The sequence below is a fragment of the Anatilimnocola aggregata genome (assembly GCF_007747655.1).
Taxonomy (GTDB): domain Bacteria; phylum Planctomycetota; class Planctomycetia; order Pirellulales; family Pirellulaceae; genus Anatilimnocola; species Anatilimnocola aggregata.
On record NZ_CP036274.1, the window covers coordinates 8,717,677 to 8,735,783 of the forward strand.

Consider the following 18,107-nt stretch of genomic DNA (forward strand, 5'->3'; position numbering starts at 1 on the left):
GTGGCCTTCATCTTGCGCAGTGGCCCCCATGCCAATCTCCACTTGCGACGATTTGCGGGGCACCAATTTCAACCAACTTGTCCAACTTTCATTCGATAGTTGGACACCAACCTGCAGCCAAACCCGAGAACTGCGCTATCCACTGTCCAACAATTGACCCCATTGTTGGACACCCCTCTTTTGCGGTTTTGCGACGCAACTCGGACTTCCCGCTCATGCTGCGGAGCATTCCTTCGCGCGCATTGATAGAGAGGCAGGCGCAGTAGCGCCTGCCTCGCAGATTCTCTCTGCGGGCAGTGTCCACTCGCCAGCTGGACACTGCCAATCGTCACACCGAGGAACGGAAAACAGCTCGCATGTTGAGCGCGCGATCGAACGCTAGTTCTGCCGCACGAAGGTCAAGCCCATATCGTCGGGAGGGCCACCCGGCACGATGAACTGGAACTTATCGTCACCGCCGGACTTCACGCGACCCATCATGGTGCCTTGGCCTTCCGTTTCCAGGGCAATCATGTTCCCTTCCGCCGCCAGCGAACCGGCCAGTTCGACTGGTGGCTTGCCGGTCGGTTTGGCCACCCAGGTAAACTGAGAATCGTCGGTTATCTTGAGCTCGATGTTGACGTCGTCTGCTTTCGCCAGCCACCGACCAACGAGATCCGTCGTCTGACCATCGTCTTTCGTCTCCGCCCGAGCCGAAGCATCGCGCTGCAGTGCGCCGAGCATTCGCTGGGCGGTGACATCCTTGGGTTGCAGTTTCACGACGGTTTGCAGCTTTTCAATCGCGGCATCGGTGTGACCAACAACCAGGTAGTGATAGGCCAGAACGAACGCCGCAGCGGCATTGTTCGGATTGGCATCCACATATTGCTCGAGGGCCCGCAACTGCGTCGTGTAGAGATCAATATCTCCATACACGCTGCTCATCGTCGTCCAATCCATCCCCGGTGCCGACGCCAGCAACGAATTGAGAATCTCGGCCGACTGCGGATACTTGCCCAGGGCAAAATACGTGAGGGCCAACATTTCGTGAACCACCGGATCACCGGGCAACAGCTTGAGCGAAGCGTTGAAGCTATTGAGCGCCGTGGGAAATTGCGCCTCGTAAAAGGCTGTCATTCCCGCATCGAACTGCTTCATGGCTGCTTCATTCTGAGCCGTGGCCTCCGCGGTTGCAGTGGCTGTCGCGCTGGAGTCAGAACTGACGATGTTGTTAATTACAACGGGCTGCGAGTAGTTAAACGACGGAGTCGTTGACTGGATCACGTAGGGATTGGAATAAACCACGCGACTATTCCACGAACCGAGTCCCCAGCCAATAAAGAACGCCGGCGCTGGTCGGTACCAAGGGCTTCGCCAGTGATTATTCCAGGGGCCGTGATACCAGCGGTGATTGTTCCAATGACCGCCCCAACCTGGATTCCAACCCCAACCCCAGCCCCAGCCCCAGTTGGGGTTGTTAGGCCGATTGATGATGATGTTGTTATTATTATTATTGTTGTTGTTGTTATTCCCGCCTCCGATGATCGGACCATCAGGGCGATTGGGCCAGTTCGGCCGGTCGACGATTGGGCGATCGATCACTGGTCGATCGGGGAAGACGGGGCGATCGGGACGAATCGGTCGATCACCGATGCCGGGACGATCCGGAAAAACCGGTCGATCGCCGCCCCCCGGCCGTTCTGGCCAGCCAGGCCGGTCGCCGCCGGGTCGATTGGGGAACGTGGGACGATCGCCACCACCGAGTCCTGGACGGTCAGGAAATATCGGGCGATCACCCCCGCCAACTCCCGGTCGGTCGGGTAACGTTGGCCGATTACCACCACCGATTCCTGGGCGGTCAGGGAGTGTCGGACGATTGCCGCCGCCGATACCCGGACGATCGGGCACGATTGGGCGGTCGCCGCCAATTCCTGGTCGATCGGGCAATGTCGGCCGGTTGCCACCACCGATTCCAGGTCGGTCTGGAAGTGTCGGTCGATTGCCGCCACCGATACCCGGACGATCGGGCAGCGTTGGGCGATTGCCGCCACCACCAATTATTCCAGGTCGATCAGGCAATGTCGGCCGGTTGCCGCCACCTATCTGACCCGGTAGGTTTGGACGCACTGCAGGCAACGTGGCCGGAGGCTGCAAACTCGGACGCGATAGATCTGGGCGCCCAATATTGCCCGGTGCGATCGGACGGTTCACTCCCGTGGTCGGACGATTGGCGCCGACATTGGGTCGGGAAGGTGCCGTCACATTCGGCCGGCTAATTCCGCTGAGGGACGGATTCGAGCCGCCACCGGGTCGAGCGATGGGTTGAGTGGGACGTGCGTTGAGTCCAGGATTCGACAAACTGGGCCGTGAGATATTGCCCGGATTGGGGCGGGCAGCAGCGCCACCTCCTCCCAAATTCGGTCGTCCACCACCTCCACCTCCCAGGTTCGGTCGCGCACCTCCACCACCACCCAAATTCGGTCGCGCACCACCGCCGCCGCCACCAATGTTGCCGCGCGCGCCGCTGAGACCGCCCCGTTGAGCCTGCGACTGCATGGGGAGCAGAAGCGCCGTCAACGCAACTACGCCGGCCACCGCGCACTTGCGATACCAATGTTTCACGTTCATGGTCATTCCCCTTTCGCGTTAGCGCGTTGGTGCGATGGAGTTGCGAATGGCAGGCGGCGCTGAGGCACCGTTCGGAACTGCGGCGCTCTTGGGAGCAGGCGGGGCACGGACAACGGTAATGTCGAAATCGTCACCGCGACCGTCGCCAATTAGCCGGTCGGTGCCACGCATGGTGAACTGGTTCTTACCTTTGGGAAGGATCGTGATCGTAGCGCTGCCGGTCGTGCCATCGGGCATCGTGGCTTGCGACTTGATCACCCAAGCGTCTTCGAGATTGGTCCAGCTACCTTCCGAGAATCCACCGTCGGCATCGAAGAGCCACGACCGTACTTTGCCGGCCACGGGATCCCAACCGATGCGTTGGGTGCTCTTCATTACTTCTTCGCCGCCGCGCGTCGCGCGAAAGCTTCCTTCGATAAAGTTCTTGTCGTCGGTCCAGCGATAGGACATTTTTACGACCACGTCGGAGTCTTCGCTGGCCCAGTCGCCCACCAACCAATCGAGCGCTGCCAGCCGCTGGCTGTTGGTGGGGGCCGGTTCGTCGTAGAACTCGCGAACGGAAGCGATTCGCCACTTGCCATCTTTCTTGGTGCGAACCGTGGCGTATCTCACTTGCGCTTTCCCCTCGTCTTTGCTCGACAAGTAACGGGTGCCGTCCTCCATCGACAGGTCGCTGCCGATCAGACGAATCGATTCGACATCGAGCACCAGAGTTGCCCCGGGAAACTTGGCGAAATAGCCCGAAAAGAGCTTCTGTAGCTCTTCTTTCCCTTTGTAAAGATTGCCGTTTTCATCGATCAGTTCGGCCTCGGGCGCGAAGAGTTCAACGACTGCTTCGGCCTTTCCTTGATTGAAAGCTTTCACGAAGGCCTCGGCCTCGCTTTTGACTTCGGCATCCGCTTCGGCGGCCAGTGAGAGGCAGACGGAACCCGCCAGGCACCAGCACAATGTGAAACAACTAAGCAGCGCAGAAAAGAAACGCGCCATGTGAGTTACCCCTTGAAGAAAAGACAGGATAAAGGGAGCGATCGCGGTTCGCGGGACGTGGAAAAGTCCTGGAGCCGAGGAACGTATTATCGATGAAGTTCGGCGATTCAGAAACTACCAACTTGTTAATTCTGAGCGACTGCAAGAAGCAACGCTAAGGCGTGGAGTCTATGCGCCGCACCGTTTTCTTACTGGGACGCCTTCAGTAGCGTTTCGGCTTGAGCGGGATCAATCTTTTCAAGTTTGATTACAGGTCGTTCGGGACTGGATACGCCCTTGCTGGTCACATAGTCGTGATTCCAACTGAGCAAAACAAAGTCGCCGGCCTTCAGCCCTTGGATCGTTTTCAACAAGGCCGGATCGCCGAGTGGCCGCTTATCGAAGTCGCTGACCTGAATCAAAAAGTTCTCTTGCTTGGGATCGCCAAACTCGCCGAGCTTCTCGTACTTCAGATACTTCTTGATCGTGAAGTCGGCGAAATTCCCCGAATGTCCGCACTCTTTGGGGCAAAGGGAAGTCAGTCCGCGACACAAGCGATATTCGACTTTGTTCAAAACGGCGAGCGTCTGATGAACTGCCAACCGCTCCCGCTTCTCTTTGGCCTGCTCCGTGGGTTCAGCGCCCAGCAAACCGTTCGTGCTGACCAATCCCAACAGAACGACAACCAGCCAAGAACAGCCGCCTAGTCGCAACATAGCTTGATCCTAGTAGAAGAGAGTTTGTGACGAGCTGCGATACGCCAGCATAGGGCCAGTTCAGCGGCGAAGCGAGTGGGTTCCGCAGCGGTGAGTGGGCTAGCTTGAGAAATGACAGGCACCCAAATTAGCCCGCTACTTCGCAGCGCTCGAGTGCGACTGGTGGGCCTGAGCCTACCAAGTTACATTCGAATGCTCGTTTGCGCAATTCCTGCTCAGCTTGTGGTGAATTATGAATGAAGTTTCGCGGCCTGGCACTTTTGGCCCGGCGGTTGCCACGGTACCGACAGCACCTCACTTGCCCTTGCCGCCTCAAGGTTTTAAGGCTCGCATTCTGGGCGGGCTGATTATGGTGTTGCCGGTTTTGATCACGCTGTGGGTCGTGGGCTGGCTCTTCTTTGCGCTGCGAAGTTACGTGATCGATCCACTTGCCATGTTGGTGCTGTGGACAATCCGCAAGGGGCGGTTTTCCTCGGACTTGCCCGATTGGTTCGAAATCTATGCTGCCCCGCCCATCGCGATTTTGCTCGCCCTGTTGTTGCTGTACGTGCTGGGCTTTTTTGTGCACTCCAGACTGCGGCGCGGCTTTGATGCCATCTTGCTGCGGGTTCCCATCATTTCGACCGTCTACGACGGCGTGCAGAAGATTTTTCAAACGCTCGATAAGCAGCGTACCAATCAAGGCCCGCAGCGCGTGGTGTTAATCGAGTTTCCGCATCCAGGAATGAAGGTGCCGGGATTTGTCACGGCCACTTGCCGCGATATTGAGACCCAGAAGACGTTGCTCTGCATCTATGTGCCGACCACGCCCGTGCCGACTTCGGGCTATTTTCTGTTGGTGCCCGAAGAAGATGTGACCGAGCTCAACTGGACTTCCGAACAAGCCTTGCAGACGATTGTCTCCGGCGGGCTCACCGTGCCCCCGGAAGTTCGTTACTACAAGTCAGCCCCCAAGAAGAATTTGGAACCCAGCGCCATGACAGAGTAGCCGCTACTGCGACACCACTTGCACGGAGACCTCCATCCCTGCAAAGGCATCACTGGCTCCTTCCCAGAAACCAGAGAGTGGTGAAGCCTTGTCCTGATCGCGAGCCACGGCCACCGAAACGTGCTCATTGCCGGCCAGCTTGTGATTCGTCGGGTCGTAGCCGCGCCAGCCGGCACCGGGAATGTAGATTTCGGTCCAGGCATGCGTGGCGCCATGCTGCCCTTCGCTCATCTGAATGTACCCAGTGACGAACCTCGCACCAAAACCCCAGTGACGGGCTGCTTCCATCATGAACACCGCGTAATCGCGGCAAGAACCCGTTCCCATCGCCAGCGTCTGGCAGGGGAGCTGCACTCCTGGCTCGTCGCGATGGCGGTACTGGAACGATTCGAAGATGCGCGTATTCAAGCTGTTCAGCAATTCTGCCGTGCCGATCAACTGCCCCGGACGATACAACTGCAGCAACCATTGCTGAATCGCGGGGCCGTCGTGCGGATAACTCGGCAAGCGATACTGCACCAGTTCGATCTGTTCTTCTGCGCCGTATTGAAACGGATACTGCTGGGCGCTCGGCTCGACCAGGCACTCAATGGGCCCCTCGTCATGCAATTCGACATCCACCTCGCTGAAGACTCGTAACGTCTGCCCAGGCTCAGTGAAGGTGATGATGGCAATCGAATTGCCGTAGATATCGCGGACCCAGCGCACGTTCGCTGCTGGTTCGATTTCGAGTCGCGACGCGGCAATATGCACGTCGTGCCCTTCGCGCGGACGGAGGATCGCGCGATGCGGACCGAATGTAACAGGCGTTTTGTAATGATAGGCAGTATTGTGGATGATCCGAATACGTTTCATAGTGACCCTGCCTGATGGCGCAAATAACAGGCCTCGCATCTGGCAAAATACCCGCTGCGAGGCCAAACGTGTTACTAGAATACCAGCGCCGAAACTACGCGCTCGGTGCGCTCAGTGCGGCTTGCAGCTTCGCCTCGACCTCGTGCGTGAGTGACGACTTCAGCACTTTGCCGCCGCTGCCCGCGAGTTCTTCGAGCACTTTGTCTGGCGTCATCTTGCGCACCAGCACAAACAGCGCCGAACTGCCTGGCTTGAGCGTAGCAGCCAGTTCTTTCATGAAGTTGTCGTCGATGCCTACATCGGTGAGCGCGCCGGAAACTGCGCCGGCTGTAGCCCCCACAGCCAGGCCCAGCAAAGGATTCATAAACATCAAGCCGATCAAACTGCCCCAAAAGCCGCCACTCATGGCTCCAGCAGCGGTCAGATTTACTGCCTGGTGCAATACTACTTTGCCTTGGTCGTTCTTGACGGCTACCACGGCGTCTTCCAGGTCGATCAGATAGTCCTGCTGCATCTTATGCAACTTCAAGCGGACTTCTTCGGCCTTAAACTGATCATCAAAACCGACAACAATTAATGTGCTCATCACGTTTGCTCCTAGACACTTCTACGCAGGAAAAGAAGAGAGGCGGAATTCGCCGTTGGTGTTACCCGACAGATTGGCACTGCAATGCAGCACCCATACATTGATTGCAGGGTTCACAAGAACTTTCTCCACCACAATCTAGCGATCGCTTGCTGCAACCGTCAAGCCGCGGCTATTGATCGCGACAGCCATCAAATTCCCAGCAGTACACGCGAAGACTGCAGCAGTTGTTCGGCACTTCCTAACTCAGACCACTCGCGGCGCACCTCAATCGCCAGGTCTGGATCGGAGGTAATCAGATTGTCGACATCGCGTTGAATCCATTGCGTCATCGCAGTGCGATCGTTCACCGTCCACACGTGGACCTCGCGTTTGAGGCGACGGGCCGAACGGAGCATCGCGTCGTTCAAATGGTCCGCGCGCACACTCAGCGCATCGACCTCCAAGCGACTAACATCTCCCAGTGAGTGCGCCACGATCAAACCCACGCGCTGCGCGGGGTTATGGCGTTTGTTCTCCAGCAAGGCTTCGTAATTGAACGAGGTGACGAGTGCGTCCTTTGTGAAGCCCTGGTCGGCAACAACCTCGGCGACTCGCCGCGCGAGACCATCATCGGGGCCATAGTATTTGAGTTCGATGTTGAGCTTGATGCGCCCCTTGGCCAGTGCAATTACTTCTTCCAGCGTCGGCACTCGTTCGCCTGCGAAGGAAGAGGCAAACCAACTGCCAACATCGAGTTGGCGCAACTCCGCGAGATTGAGATCTGCCAGTCGGCGCGAGTCGCGCGCCACACGCTTCAGGTCTCGATCGTGCAGCAGGATGACGTGGCCGTCGGCAGTCAGCTGAACATCGATTTCTGCGTAGTCTGCGCCACTTTCAATCGCTTTGCGAATGGCGGCCAGGGTGTTCTCCGGCGCAGCGCGAGCGTGACCGCGATGAGCGGTAACCTTCACCCACGGTTTTGCATCACCCGCCTGCAGCAGTCCGATCCAGATGAGGATGGGGGACAGCAGCACAGCTGACAGCGATACATAGACCAGCCGCGTGACGAGGATCGAGCGCGGTTCGCTAGTCGCAGCTTCTTCAGTAGTAAGCCTGCCCACATCAACACCAAGCTGCTCGGCGCGGGACAGGTAGAGTCTTCGCATCAACGCCCCTTGGCCCACGGCAGCCACGAACGAGACCGCTGCCAAGAGGAGTGCTTGAACGAGCAAAAGAAGCAGCACCAACCAGCCAGGGCGCTCTGTGGCAGCACCGATCAAGAGCAGGGCGAGTTGACGATAGGCGATGCCGACCAAGGCTGCCATTAACAGCGCCAGAAATTGCCAACCCAAGAGAAAGGCTGCGACCCGCCAGCCAATGCCGCGCACGCGTTGGGCACTGGTTCGCAAGGCAACGTGGGCCAGCTTCTGCTCGAACAAGGCAATGGGGAGCGCAAACGCCCAGCGCACATAGAGCCAGCAGCCTACACTGGCCGCACCAAGCAGAATCACCAGGCCGATTCCCGCGGCCAGCCAAAAAACAGGGGGCCGATTGATCCAATAGAAGTAAATGTCGTGCTGCGTTAAGAGCAGTCCATAAGTGATCACCGCCAGCGCGACAAAGGGCGCAAATACCACCGTCAGCAACACAACCTTGACCGCGCCGAGTTTGGTGATGTTCAACGATTTGAAGAACAGCTTCTTCAACCAGGCCATCAGCGTCGGACGCTCACCGCGGGTGGCCAAAGAAACCACCAGCATAATCCCGGCTTGCTCGATCAGCCGTGAAGTCACCGCGACAGTTCCGAAGATTGCCGCATAGAGGATGCCCAGCGGCGTGAACAGAAAATCGAGAATCTCGTGATTGGTAACGGTGAACCGCCCGGCATGTGCGAGCACTGTTCGCAGCAACAGCGCCACCGCCGGAACCAGCAGCCAGGCATCGACCAGTTTGAACAGCAACTCGTAGATCACGAGCCCGCGCCACGCGCGGGTGAAATCGGACCACGCCGCGCGGAGAACGGTCGGTGCGCTCAGGGAGTGATTATCGACAACAGCCATGAGCGCTAGCTTTGCCGAACGGATGGCTGGTGCTACAGGGCATCGCCGACAGGCTCCTTCGCAGGGGTATTCTCGTTAATATTGAAGAAGATCGCGTACAGAACGGGTACGACGAACATCGTCAACACGCAGGCGAACATCAGGCCGAACATCACCGTCACCGCGAGACCGGAGAAGAACGGATCGGACAGCAGCGGAATCATGCCGAGCACGGTGGTAATGGCCACCATCATTACCGGCCGCAACTTGGCGGTGCAGCCATCGAGAATCGCCTTGTGAGGAGCTTTGCCGGCCGCGATGTCGACGGCCACCTTGTTCAACACGACGATCGAGTTCTTAATCTGCTCGCCACCGAGCGCTAGTGCGCCCAAGAGGGCCATGAAACCGAACGGCACTCCGGTCAGCAGCAAACCGCCGGTGATGCCAATGATGGCCAGGGGGACCGTCAGCCAGATCACCGCGGTCGTCCGGATGGAATTGAACAAGCAAATGACGATAAATACCATTAGCACCAGGGCTGCCGGCAACTGACGCGCAAGTGCCGCGCGAGCGTTGCTTGAATCTTCATACTCGCCGCCCCATTCCAGTGAATAGCCCGGCGGCAACTCGATCTTTTCGATCTTTTCGCGTACGCGGCGAAACAGCACACTGGGCAAGCCCGTGCGCGGATCGGCATGCACCGTGATGGTAGGAAACCGATCGCGCCGCATGACGACCGGATTCTCCCACTCCATTTGCGGCGTGGTGGCTACCTGGCTGAACGGAATCATCCGCCCCGCGGCAGGACTCCAAATCTGCATGCTCTGGATAGCGCTCACATCGCTCCGTTCGTCCAGCGGAGGACGGGCGATGATGGGCAGAAGCCGAGTCTCTTGGGGATAGATGCCCGCCCCAGCGGCACCGGGTTCACGATAAAAGCCGACCACGCGCCCTTCCAGTCCGGTTTCGAGCGCCTGGGCCACTTCCACGCGCGTCAGTCCATTGCGGCGAGCTTGCATTTCGAGCAGGTCGGGACGCAGTACTTTTTCGCGTTCTCGCCAATCGTGGCGGACACAAACCGCGCCCCCGTCGTTATCGATGATCTCGCGCGCCTCGGCCGCCAGGGTGCGCAACTTCTCGGGATCCGGGCCGCGAAACCGCGCTTGAACTCGACCACCAGCACCCGGGCCGAGCAGAAACTTCTTCGCCACGGAGTTGGCGTTCGGGTACTTCGTATCGAGCTGATTCTGGATCTTCTCGATCAGACCATCGATTTTCTGATCGTCGTCAACGTCGACCAGAAATTGCACGTAAGCGCGGTTCTCGCGCTCGACCGAGTAGACCAACACGAACCGCAACCCGCCGCCACCGATAAAGGTCGTTAAGTGCGAAACGTCGGGCAAATCGCGAATGAACTTGCCCATGTCATCTGCGAAGGCTTCGGACTCGCGGATGTGAGTACCCGCGGGGAGAAACGTGTCGACCATGAACTGCGGACGAGTGGCCGGCGGAAAGAAACTCTGCTTGACGAGTGTGAAGCCGTACAGCGAGGCAATAAAGAGCAAAATCGAGGCAATCACCACGATCCAGCGATTCTGCAGACACCAGATCAACATCGCGCGATACGTGGTAAAGACAATCCCGCCGTAGGGATCACTGTTGTTCGCTGTTTGCGGTACGGGATTAAAGGCCAGATAGCTGAGCAGAGGCGTGATCGTAATGGCCGAGATCCAACTCAAGGTCAGCGAAATCAAAATCACCCAGAACAGCGAATTGCAATATTCGCCCGTCGAGTCGTCGGAGAGGCCGATGGCGGCGAAGGCGACGACCGCAATCGCGGTCGCTCCAAACAGGGGAACCTGGTTCTCGGCGACGGCGTCACGCACCACCGCCAGCTTGTTTTCGCCGGCTTCAATGCGAATGCGAATTCCCTCGATGATGATGATGGCGTTATCGGTCAACATGCAGAGGGCGATGATGAGGGCACCCAGCGAGATGCGTTCCATCAGGATGTCGCCATCGATGAACATGACCAGGAACGTGGCCATGATCGTCAGGAATAGCACCATCCCGATAATCAAGCCAGTCTTACGCCCCATGGCGAACAGCAGCACCACGACCACAATCGCGACTGCCTTGAACAAATTGAAGATGAACTCGTTGGTCGCAGCGGTAACTGCTTCAGGCTGAAAATTGATCTCGCCAATTTCGATGCCGATGGGCTGATGTTTCTTCAATTCGGCCAGCTTCGCGCGCACTCCGTGCCCCACGGTGACCACATTGCCACCTTGGACCGTCGAGATGCCGATGCCGATCGCAGGCTGACCATCGTAGCGCAGCAGTCGCCGCGGCGGATCGGGATCACCACGCTCGAGTGTCGCCACATCGCGCAGGAACAGTTGCCGCCCGCTATTGTCCGACCCAATCACCAGGTCGAGCATTTCGTCCGCGGTGTTAAAGCTTCCCTTGGGATCGAGAGCGATGTGTTCGTCGCCGATCCGCACGCGACCGCCGTCGGCTGCCACGTTGCGCGCCTGGAGCTGCCGATAGATCTGATCTTCGTTGATTCCCAGCCGGGCGAGACGATGGCGCGAGATCTCCAGAAAGACCAGTTCCTGTTGTTCGCCGAACAATTCAACTTTCTTGACGTCGCTGACCGCTTGCAGTTCGCGTCGCAAGAACTCGGTATAGCGGCGCAGTTCGGGATAGGAATAACCCTCGCCCGTGACTGCCAGAAAAATGCCGTACACGTCGCCGAAATCGTCCACCACCCGCGAGTTGCCGCGCACCGAGGGGGGCAGTTGCGGTTGGGCATCGGCGATCTTGCGACGGAGTTCGTCCCAAACCTGCGGGATGGAGTGCTTGTCGTATTGGTCCTTGATGACGACCGACACGACCGAGCGCCCGCGCGACGATTCAGACTCCACTCGGTCCAATTGACCCAGTTGCTGACAGGCGCTTTCGATCGGGGTGGTAACTTCCTTGGCTACTTCCTCGGCACTGGCACCCGGGTAGGGTGTGATGATGAGTGCTTCTTTGATCGTGAATTCTGGATCTTCAAGTCGCCCCATGCGATTGTAGGCCACGAAGCCGCCAATCACGATCAGCGCCATCGCCATGTACAAGACGCGGTCGTTGCGAACCGATATTACACCAAGGTTCATTGTTAGCCGCCTCCCAATTCGTCGCCAAGATCACGAACCTTGACGCCTTCGCGGAGAAAGCTGACGCCTGCCCGTGCGATTCGCTCACCGGGCTTAAGCCCGTCAACAATTTCTACCTGACCCGCCATCACCGAGCCCAGTTTGACCGGACGCCGCGAGACGACGTTATCGGAGTTAAGCACCCACACGATCTGTTCGCCGCTGCTGTCTTTGTACACAGCTGAAATGGGGACCAGCGTGCGGCTGCCGAGAATGCTCGCCCGGCGATACGTAAGCAGCACCGTGGCAGTCATTCCGGGGAGCACGTTCTGCTCTTTCGGTGCTTGCATGGCCACGCGCACGGCGAAGGTCTGCGTGGTGGGATCGGCCCGCTGGGCAATCTCTTTGACGTGCACCGGAAAACGCAGCCCCGGCACGCCGCTGAACTCCGCTTCCAATTGCAGAATATCGGCAGATTGCAGATTGGCCGCCATCACCGACTCGGGAACATCGACCACCACTTCCAACTCGTCGACATCCTGAAACTTCACAATCGGAGCTTTGGCGGCGACGTTCTGCCCCTCTTCGACAAAGCGCTGCGCGATGACACCGTCGTACGGGGCACGCAGCGTGGAATCGGTCAGGTGCAAGTTTGCTTCTACCACGCGCGCTTCGAGGCCGCGAACTTCGGCAGTTCTGGCATCGATGTCTTCCTCGCGAGCGATGGTGCCAATCTCGAGCAGTTGGCGGGCTCCCTGCAGATCTTCCTGCGCAACGCGATACTGAGTTTCTGCCCGTTCGAAGTCTTGTTGCGAGGCGGCTCTGGATCGGACCAATCTTTCCAGCCGATCGAACTCAGAGCGGGCGTTGGCCAGTCGCGCCTCGGCAGCTCGCACGTCTGCTTCGCGCCGCAGTCGTTCCTCGGGACGATCACCGGCCAGCAATGCTCGGAGTGCTGCCCGCGACTGATCGAGTTGGCTTTGCAGCGTCTTCAGCCGAGCTTCGAATTCGTCCTGCCGCAGCTGGGCAATGACCTCGCCTTTGGCAACCTTCTGGCCTTCCTTGACCGGCAGCTTGACCAGCAAACCCGGCACTTGAAAGGCAAGTTGCACGCGATTCGCGGCGTCCACTTTGCCGGGGAAGGCGCGCGTGTTGGTCGCCTCGCCCGCGACCACGACCAGAGTCTTCACGGGGCGAACTTGCTCTGGCGAACTCGTCTTGGCTCCTGAACAGCCGGCCGCTGCCAGCAATAGCACGAGTCCGATCCGCCAATCTGGACCGTAATTGGGGAGGTTGCGTCGTCGATAGGTCATAACGGTTTATTCAACTCCTGCCTGAGAATATCGCAGCCCGCATAAATCGTTTCGCGCGTGGCCTTAGAAATCCAACGTTGCCAGCAGAATCGCCAGGCGACATCCCTGGGCGAACTCCGGCAAATCGATGTATTCCTTGATGGTGTGAATCTCGTATTGCCCAGCCCCGATGGTGACAGTCGGCACGCCATGCTTGACGAGCCAGTTGGCGTCGAGGCCACCATTGGAAAAAATAGTGATCGGTTTCAATCCCAACGACTCGACGGCTTTGATCGCTCGCGCCGCGGCGGGCGAGTCGGCTGGCAAGTTGAAGGGAGGATAGGAAGGTTTGCTGGTGAACTTGACATCAGCCTTCGCACCGCCAGCGTCCGTTACTTCGGCTTGGGCTTTCGCAAAGGCTGCGCGATAGGCCTGGCAAATTTCGGTGGCAAACGTTAGCTCCGGACTGCGGGCCTCGCCCACGATGTGGACATAGTCGGTTACTACGTTGGTGGCGTCGCCGGCCGGCTTCCCTGGCTTGCCGCCGAAAATGCCCGGATTACTGGTTCCCTTGCCGTGCGGTTTGGTGACTTTGCCAAACCAGCCGCCGCGGTGCGCTTCGGTGAGTGCGATGGACGCCACGAGCGTAGCCGAGATCCCTTTTTCGGGTGCGACGCCAGCGTGAGCGGCCTTGCCGGTAATTTCCACATCCCAGTTTTCTTGCCCCACGGCACCGATGATCAGCTCCGAGGCCAACTTGCCATCGACGTTGAAGCACATGGCGGCATCTTTGAGATCCTCCGGCTTCAGCTCGCGTGCGCCGTGCAAACCACTTTCTTCGCGCACGGTGAAGAGCAGTGTGATCGGCGGATGTGGCAAGTTGTGCTTCAGCAGCGTTTCGACCAGCGAAACGAGCACGGCACAGCCCGTGCGATTGTCGCCGCCCAAAGCGGTCGTGCCATCCGAGACGATCTTATCTCCCTCGCGCTTCGCCTTGGCGCCGGCACAGAGCGGAACGGTATCGAGATGGGTCGAAAACAGCAGACGCGGCCCAGGGCGATTACCCGGGATATCGACGTAGAGATTGCCGGTTTGAGTTGGCAGCGGAATGCGCTCGTGGACCGTATCGAAACGGATAGCCGAGGCAGGGACGCCGATTTTCTTCAACTCTTCGACAACCGCCTGGCCAATGGCCGCTTCTTCGCCAGTCACGCCTTCGACCGCGAGAAAACGCATCAAGTGCTCTTCGGCGGCTTGAACATCCAGGGGAATGGAATTCATACGTTTGCTCCTCTGCTTCACTTCGTGCAAAAAACCAAGCTGCGAAACTCGACGGCAATTACAGGCCCCAGGGAAGTCCCAGTTGTTGCCAGCCGGCGAAGAGCGCGGTCCAGACAACGAACATGATTACGACATAGGGCAGCATCATTGATACCACCGTGCCCACCCCCGCTCGGCTATCGTAGCGCTGGGCAAATCCGACCACGAGAGCAAAGTAAGCATTCAACGGAGTGATGGAGTTCATGGGGGAATCGGCCACGCGATAGGCTGCGAGCACCGCCTCTGGGGAGACAGCCAGATTGATCAGAAGTGGAACGAAAACCGGAGCAAAGAGTGCCCATTTGGCGATGGCACCAGTAATCAGCAAGTCGATGAGGGCCACCACGACAATGAAGCCGATCAACAGCAGGAGTGGCGGAAAGTTCGCCGACTTCAAAAGATCGGTCATGGTTAGGGCCAGCAGTGTGCCCATGTTGGTGTAATTGAAGTAGGCCACAAACTGGCTGAGAACGAGGAACAGCAGAATCAATCCACCCAGTCCGGCCATCGCCTTTTCCATGGCCTTGATGATGGCAGTCAAGCTGGTGAGCGTTTTCGCACCATAGCCGTAGGCAGCGCCCGTGGCGAGGAACAAAATCATGATCAGAGCGATCAGACCGTTCATGAACGGTGAATTGCCGATGAGCGCCCCCGTCTCGACATCGCGGAGCGGCGCTTTTTCCGGCAACGACAGAAACGCGAACAGGCCGAGCGTCACCACCAGCGCGCCGATGGCATACCAGAGTCCCCGTGTTTCGTCGGCCGAAAGCCCGCTGGCGGTTTGATTCTTCACTTCATCCGCAGCATGTTCCGGATTGTACTTGCCCAAGCGCGGTTCGACGAAGCGATCGGTAATGAACGCCACTAAGAAGGTGAGGACTGCGACCGAGGCGATCGAAAACCAGAGATTGGAGGCGAGGCCGATCGACTTCGTGGGATCGACAAGATGAATGGCGTCATTCGTGAACTCGACGAGAACCGCATCGAGCGGCTTGATGAGCACATTGACGGTGAATGCGCCAGCCACACCAGCAAAGCCCAAGGCCAGACCCGCATGGGGATGCCTGCCGACGCTGATATAGGCAGTTGCCGCCAAGGGAATCAAAACCAGGTAGCCCGCATCGGCGGCAATGCTGGAGAGGATGCCGACGAACGCCAGAATGTAGGTTAAAGCCCAGGCGGGTGAGAGCATCACCAGCTTGCGAATGAGGGCATTCACCAGCCCCGATTCCTCGGCCACACCTACGCCGGCCATGGCCACAATCATCAGTCCGACCGCCGTGAAGCCCATGAAATTCGGGATTAAAGAGACATAGACAAAACGAATCCCTTCCGTGGTCAACAGGCTGCGGGCCGCGATCGTCCGAGTTTCGATGTCGTAACTTTTCTCGGCGTAGCTGTGATAGTTGATCGAAGAGCCCGAGTCGTAAATCGGTGGCTCATACGCCGCATCGACCTCGGCCTTCGCCTCTTTCTCGCGCGGCACAATGATTTCGGTCGTGAACTTCGCGCCGGTCATGTAGAGGATGTGCGACAAGACAACGACGATCCCGATCAGGATCAAAAAGATAATGACCGGATGCGGTACTTTGTTGCCGACCTTCTCGACGACATCGAGAAATCGTTGCATCATCGATTTCGGCGCTTCGATTGTTGTACTCATGGCAGGTATTCCAAGGAGTTATGTATCGCGCGAGATCGGCCAGTCAACTATTTAAGCGGTAGCAGCCAGGGAACCATAAAGACACAAACAATCATCACCAGAATGCTGAACGGCACCCCGACTTTGATAAAGTCACCAAAGGAGTAGTTACCTGGTGTTACCACCAGAGTGTTCACCGGCGACGAGACGGGCGTCATAAATGCCGTGGAGGCAGCCAGCGCCACAATCATGGCAAACGGATAGGGGGAGAAGCCCAGGTCGCTGGCTACGGCAATCGCCACGGGGGCCATCAACACGGCAGTCGCCGTATTCGAAATGAAGAGGCCCAGAATCGCAGTAATGGCGAAGAGTGCCCCGAGTATCACATAGATGCCCGCCCCCTCAGTAATCGTCATCAAACCATCGGCGGCCAGATCGACACCGCCTGTTCGCTGCAGGGCTGTTGAAAACGGCAACATGCCGACGATCAGCACAATCGTCTTCCAGTCGATCGATTTATAAGCACTCGTCAGATTGACGATGCCGAGACCGCCCATCAAGAGGCAACCGATCAGTGCTGCCTGAACGTTGGGCACCAGGCCACTGACCATTAAGCCCACGACGAGCCCCAGGCAACCCAAGGCGAGGAGTGCCTTGCCGGGAACCGGCAGCACGTCGTCCAACTCGGCGGGCAAGTTCAACACGACCAGATTCTTGCTTTGCGAACGCAAGGTCTCAATTCGCTGCCAAGGACCAATCAGCAGTAAGGTATCGCCGACCTGCAGTTTTTCTTCACTCAAACCACGTTCCACGGCCTCTTTGCCGCGCCGCAGACCGATGAGCGACAAGCCGTATTTCTCTCGCAATTCGATGCCAATCGCGGATTTGCCGACGAGCTCCGACAGGGCCGGCACGATTACTTCGGCCATGCCGATGTCCTGCGTCACATCGCTGAAATAGGCACCCGAAAGAGACATCAACTGCAGGCCGAAACGGTCGAGCAGCGTCTCTAAGGGAGCAGTTTCTGCAAAGCGATTGAGGAACAGAATGTCTCCCGCTTGCAGGCGGGTTTGCGGCGTCGGCTGAATGAGCGATCGCTCCCGTTCGATGGCCACCAACTGAGCATCAGGCTGATAGTTTAGCCGGATTTCTTCGATCGACTTACCAATCAAGATCGAGTCGCGCTTAACGCCTGCGCGATATTCGCGCCCCTCGAGCTTGTACATCAAAATCCAGTCGGCGAGGGTGACGCGCTGTTTGTTCGTGGTGCTGTTGGGGTCGCCCGCCGATAACCAATGCCGGGCGAAGAGCATATACACAATACCCATGATGAGTACCGGCACGCCGAACGGAGCAAAGCTGAAAAACTGAAAGCCACTGGTCCCAGTCCGCTGAAGTTCGGCATTCACCACCAGGTTCGGAGCCGTGGCAACCAGGGTCATCATGCCACTGATGAGGGCTGCCATACTGAGTGGCATCATCAGGCGACTGGGCGAGGTGCCGGTACTGCGCGAGATGCGGAGCACGACCGGAATGAAGATCGCGGTGACGGCGGTCGAACTCATGGTCGCCCCCAGGCCGCACACCACCACCATCAGCAGCACCAGCAAATTGGTTTCGCTGCCGGCGGCTCGCGCGGTGAGCCAATCGCCCAACAAACGGGCCACACCGGTGCGTACCAGTCCATCGCCAATCACAAACAGAGCCGCAATCAGCACGATGTTGGCATCGGCAAAGCCAGCGAGCGCTTCGTTCATGGTGACGACTTTCTCGCCGGTCACCACGCCCACAAACGGGAGCAACGTCAACACAATCAGCGCTACCGCGTCCATTCGCGGTCGATTGATCGCGAACATCACCACGGCTGCCACGAGCAGGCCTAGAACTAAGCCGAGAGCTACGCTCATTCGTACGAAAAGTAGTTAGTGAAACCATTGAGGCAAGTCGCGATCCGAATTAGATCGCGTCGGA

The 18,107-nt window shown here is 58.2% G+C and carries 12 protein-coding genes; 1 reads left to right on the forward strand and 11 read right to left on the reverse strand.

From position 1 onward, the window contains the following. Positions 1-378: 378 nt before the first annotated feature. The 3 genes from ETAA8_RS35115 to ETAA8_RS33180 all read right to left on the reverse strand — a co-directional run bounded on the left by ETAA8_RS35115 (position 379) and on the right by ETAA8_RS33180 (position 4,289). Positions 379-2,607, reverse strand: a complete 2,229-nt coding sequence (locus ETAA8_RS35115) for a tetratricopeptide repeat protein (protein WP_202921426.1) — start codon at positions 2,605-2,607, stop codon at positions 379-381. An 18-nt stretch (positions 2,608-2,625) separates the two neighbouring features. Further along, a complete protein-coding gene (locus ETAA8_RS33175) occupies positions 2,626-3,594 on the reverse strand; it encodes a YybH family protein (protein WP_145099414.1) in 969 nt (322 codons plus the stop codon). Between the two features lie 188 nt (positions 3,595-3,782). Next, positions 3,783-4,289: a hypothetical protein gene (locus tag ETAA8_RS33180; RefSeq protein ID WP_145099417.1), complete on the reverse strand. Its 507-nt coding sequence runs from the start codon at positions 4,287-4,289 to the stop codon at positions 3,783-3,785. A 232-nt stretch (positions 4,290-4,521) separates the two neighbouring features. On the opposite strand from ETAA8_RS33180, the gene ETAA8_RS33185 reads away from it, so the two are divergent. After that, complete coding sequence (locus tag ETAA8_RS33185) at positions 4,522-5,277, forward strand: DUF502 domain-containing protein (protein ID WP_145099420.1); 756 nt, start codon at positions 4,522-4,524, stop codon at positions 5,275-5,277. A gap of 3 nt (positions 5,278-5,280) precedes the next feature. Here the strand turns inward: ETAA8_RS33185 and ETAA8_RS33190 are convergent, their stop codons facing one another. The 8 genes from ETAA8_RS33190 to ETAA8_RS33225 all read right to left on the reverse strand — a co-directional run bounded on the left by ETAA8_RS33190 (position 5,281) and on the right by ETAA8_RS33225 (position 18,043). Beyond that, positions 5,281-6,132 carry a transglutaminase family protein gene (locus tag ETAA8_RS33190; RefSeq protein WP_202921427.1) on the reverse strand — a complete coding sequence of 284 codons (852 nt, stop codon included), beginning with the start codon at positions 6,130-6,132 and terminating at the stop codon, positions 5,281-5,283. Positions 6,133-6,226: 94 nt separating this feature from the next. Then, positions 6,227-6,718 carry a DUF1269 domain-containing protein gene (locus ETAA8_RS33195; RefSeq protein ID WP_145099427.1) on the reverse strand — a complete coding sequence of 164 codons (492 nt, stop codon included), beginning with the start codon at positions 6,716-6,718 and terminating at the stop codon, positions 6,227-6,229. A 191-nt stretch (positions 6,719-6,909) separates the two neighbouring features. Beyond that, complete coding sequence (locus tag ETAA8_RS33200) at positions 6,910-8,760, reverse strand: glycerophosphodiester phosphodiesterase family protein (RefSeq protein ID WP_145099430.1); 1,851 nt, start codon at positions 8,758-8,760, stop codon at positions 6,910-6,912. A gap of 32 nt (positions 8,761-8,792) precedes the next feature. Continuing rightward, positions 8,793-11,903: an efflux RND transporter permease subunit gene (locus ETAA8_RS33205; protein ID WP_145099433.1), complete on the reverse strand. Its 3,111-nt coding sequence runs from the start codon at positions 11,901-11,903 to the stop codon at positions 8,793-8,795. A 2-nt stretch (positions 11,904-11,905) separates the two neighbouring features. Beyond that, positions 11,906-13,195 carry an efflux RND transporter periplasmic adaptor subunit gene (locus tag ETAA8_RS33210; protein WP_145099436.1) on the reverse strand — a complete coding sequence of 430 codons (1,290 nt, stop codon included), beginning with the start codon at positions 13,193-13,195 and terminating at the stop codon, positions 11,906-11,908. A 63-nt stretch (positions 13,196-13,258) separates the two neighbouring features. Further along, positions 13,259-14,455: a M20/M25/M40 family metallo-hydrolase gene (locus tag ETAA8_RS33215; protein WP_145099439.1), complete on the reverse strand. Its 1,197-nt coding sequence runs from the start codon at positions 14,453-14,455 to the stop codon at positions 13,259-13,261. Positions 14,456-14,513: 58 nt separating this feature from the next. Then, positions 14,514-16,157: an AbgT family transporter gene (locus ETAA8_RS33220; RefSeq protein WP_145099443.1), complete on the reverse strand. Its 1,644-nt coding sequence runs from the start codon at positions 16,155-16,157 to the stop codon at positions 14,514-14,516. 47 nt (positions 16,158-16,204) lie between these two features. Next, positions 16,205-18,043 carry an SLC13 family permease gene (locus ETAA8_RS33225; protein ID WP_145099446.1) on the reverse strand — a complete coding sequence of 613 codons (1,839 nt, stop codon included), beginning with the start codon at positions 18,041-18,043 and terminating at the stop codon, positions 16,205-16,207. Between the last annotated feature and the right edge of the window lie 64 nt (positions 18,044-18,107).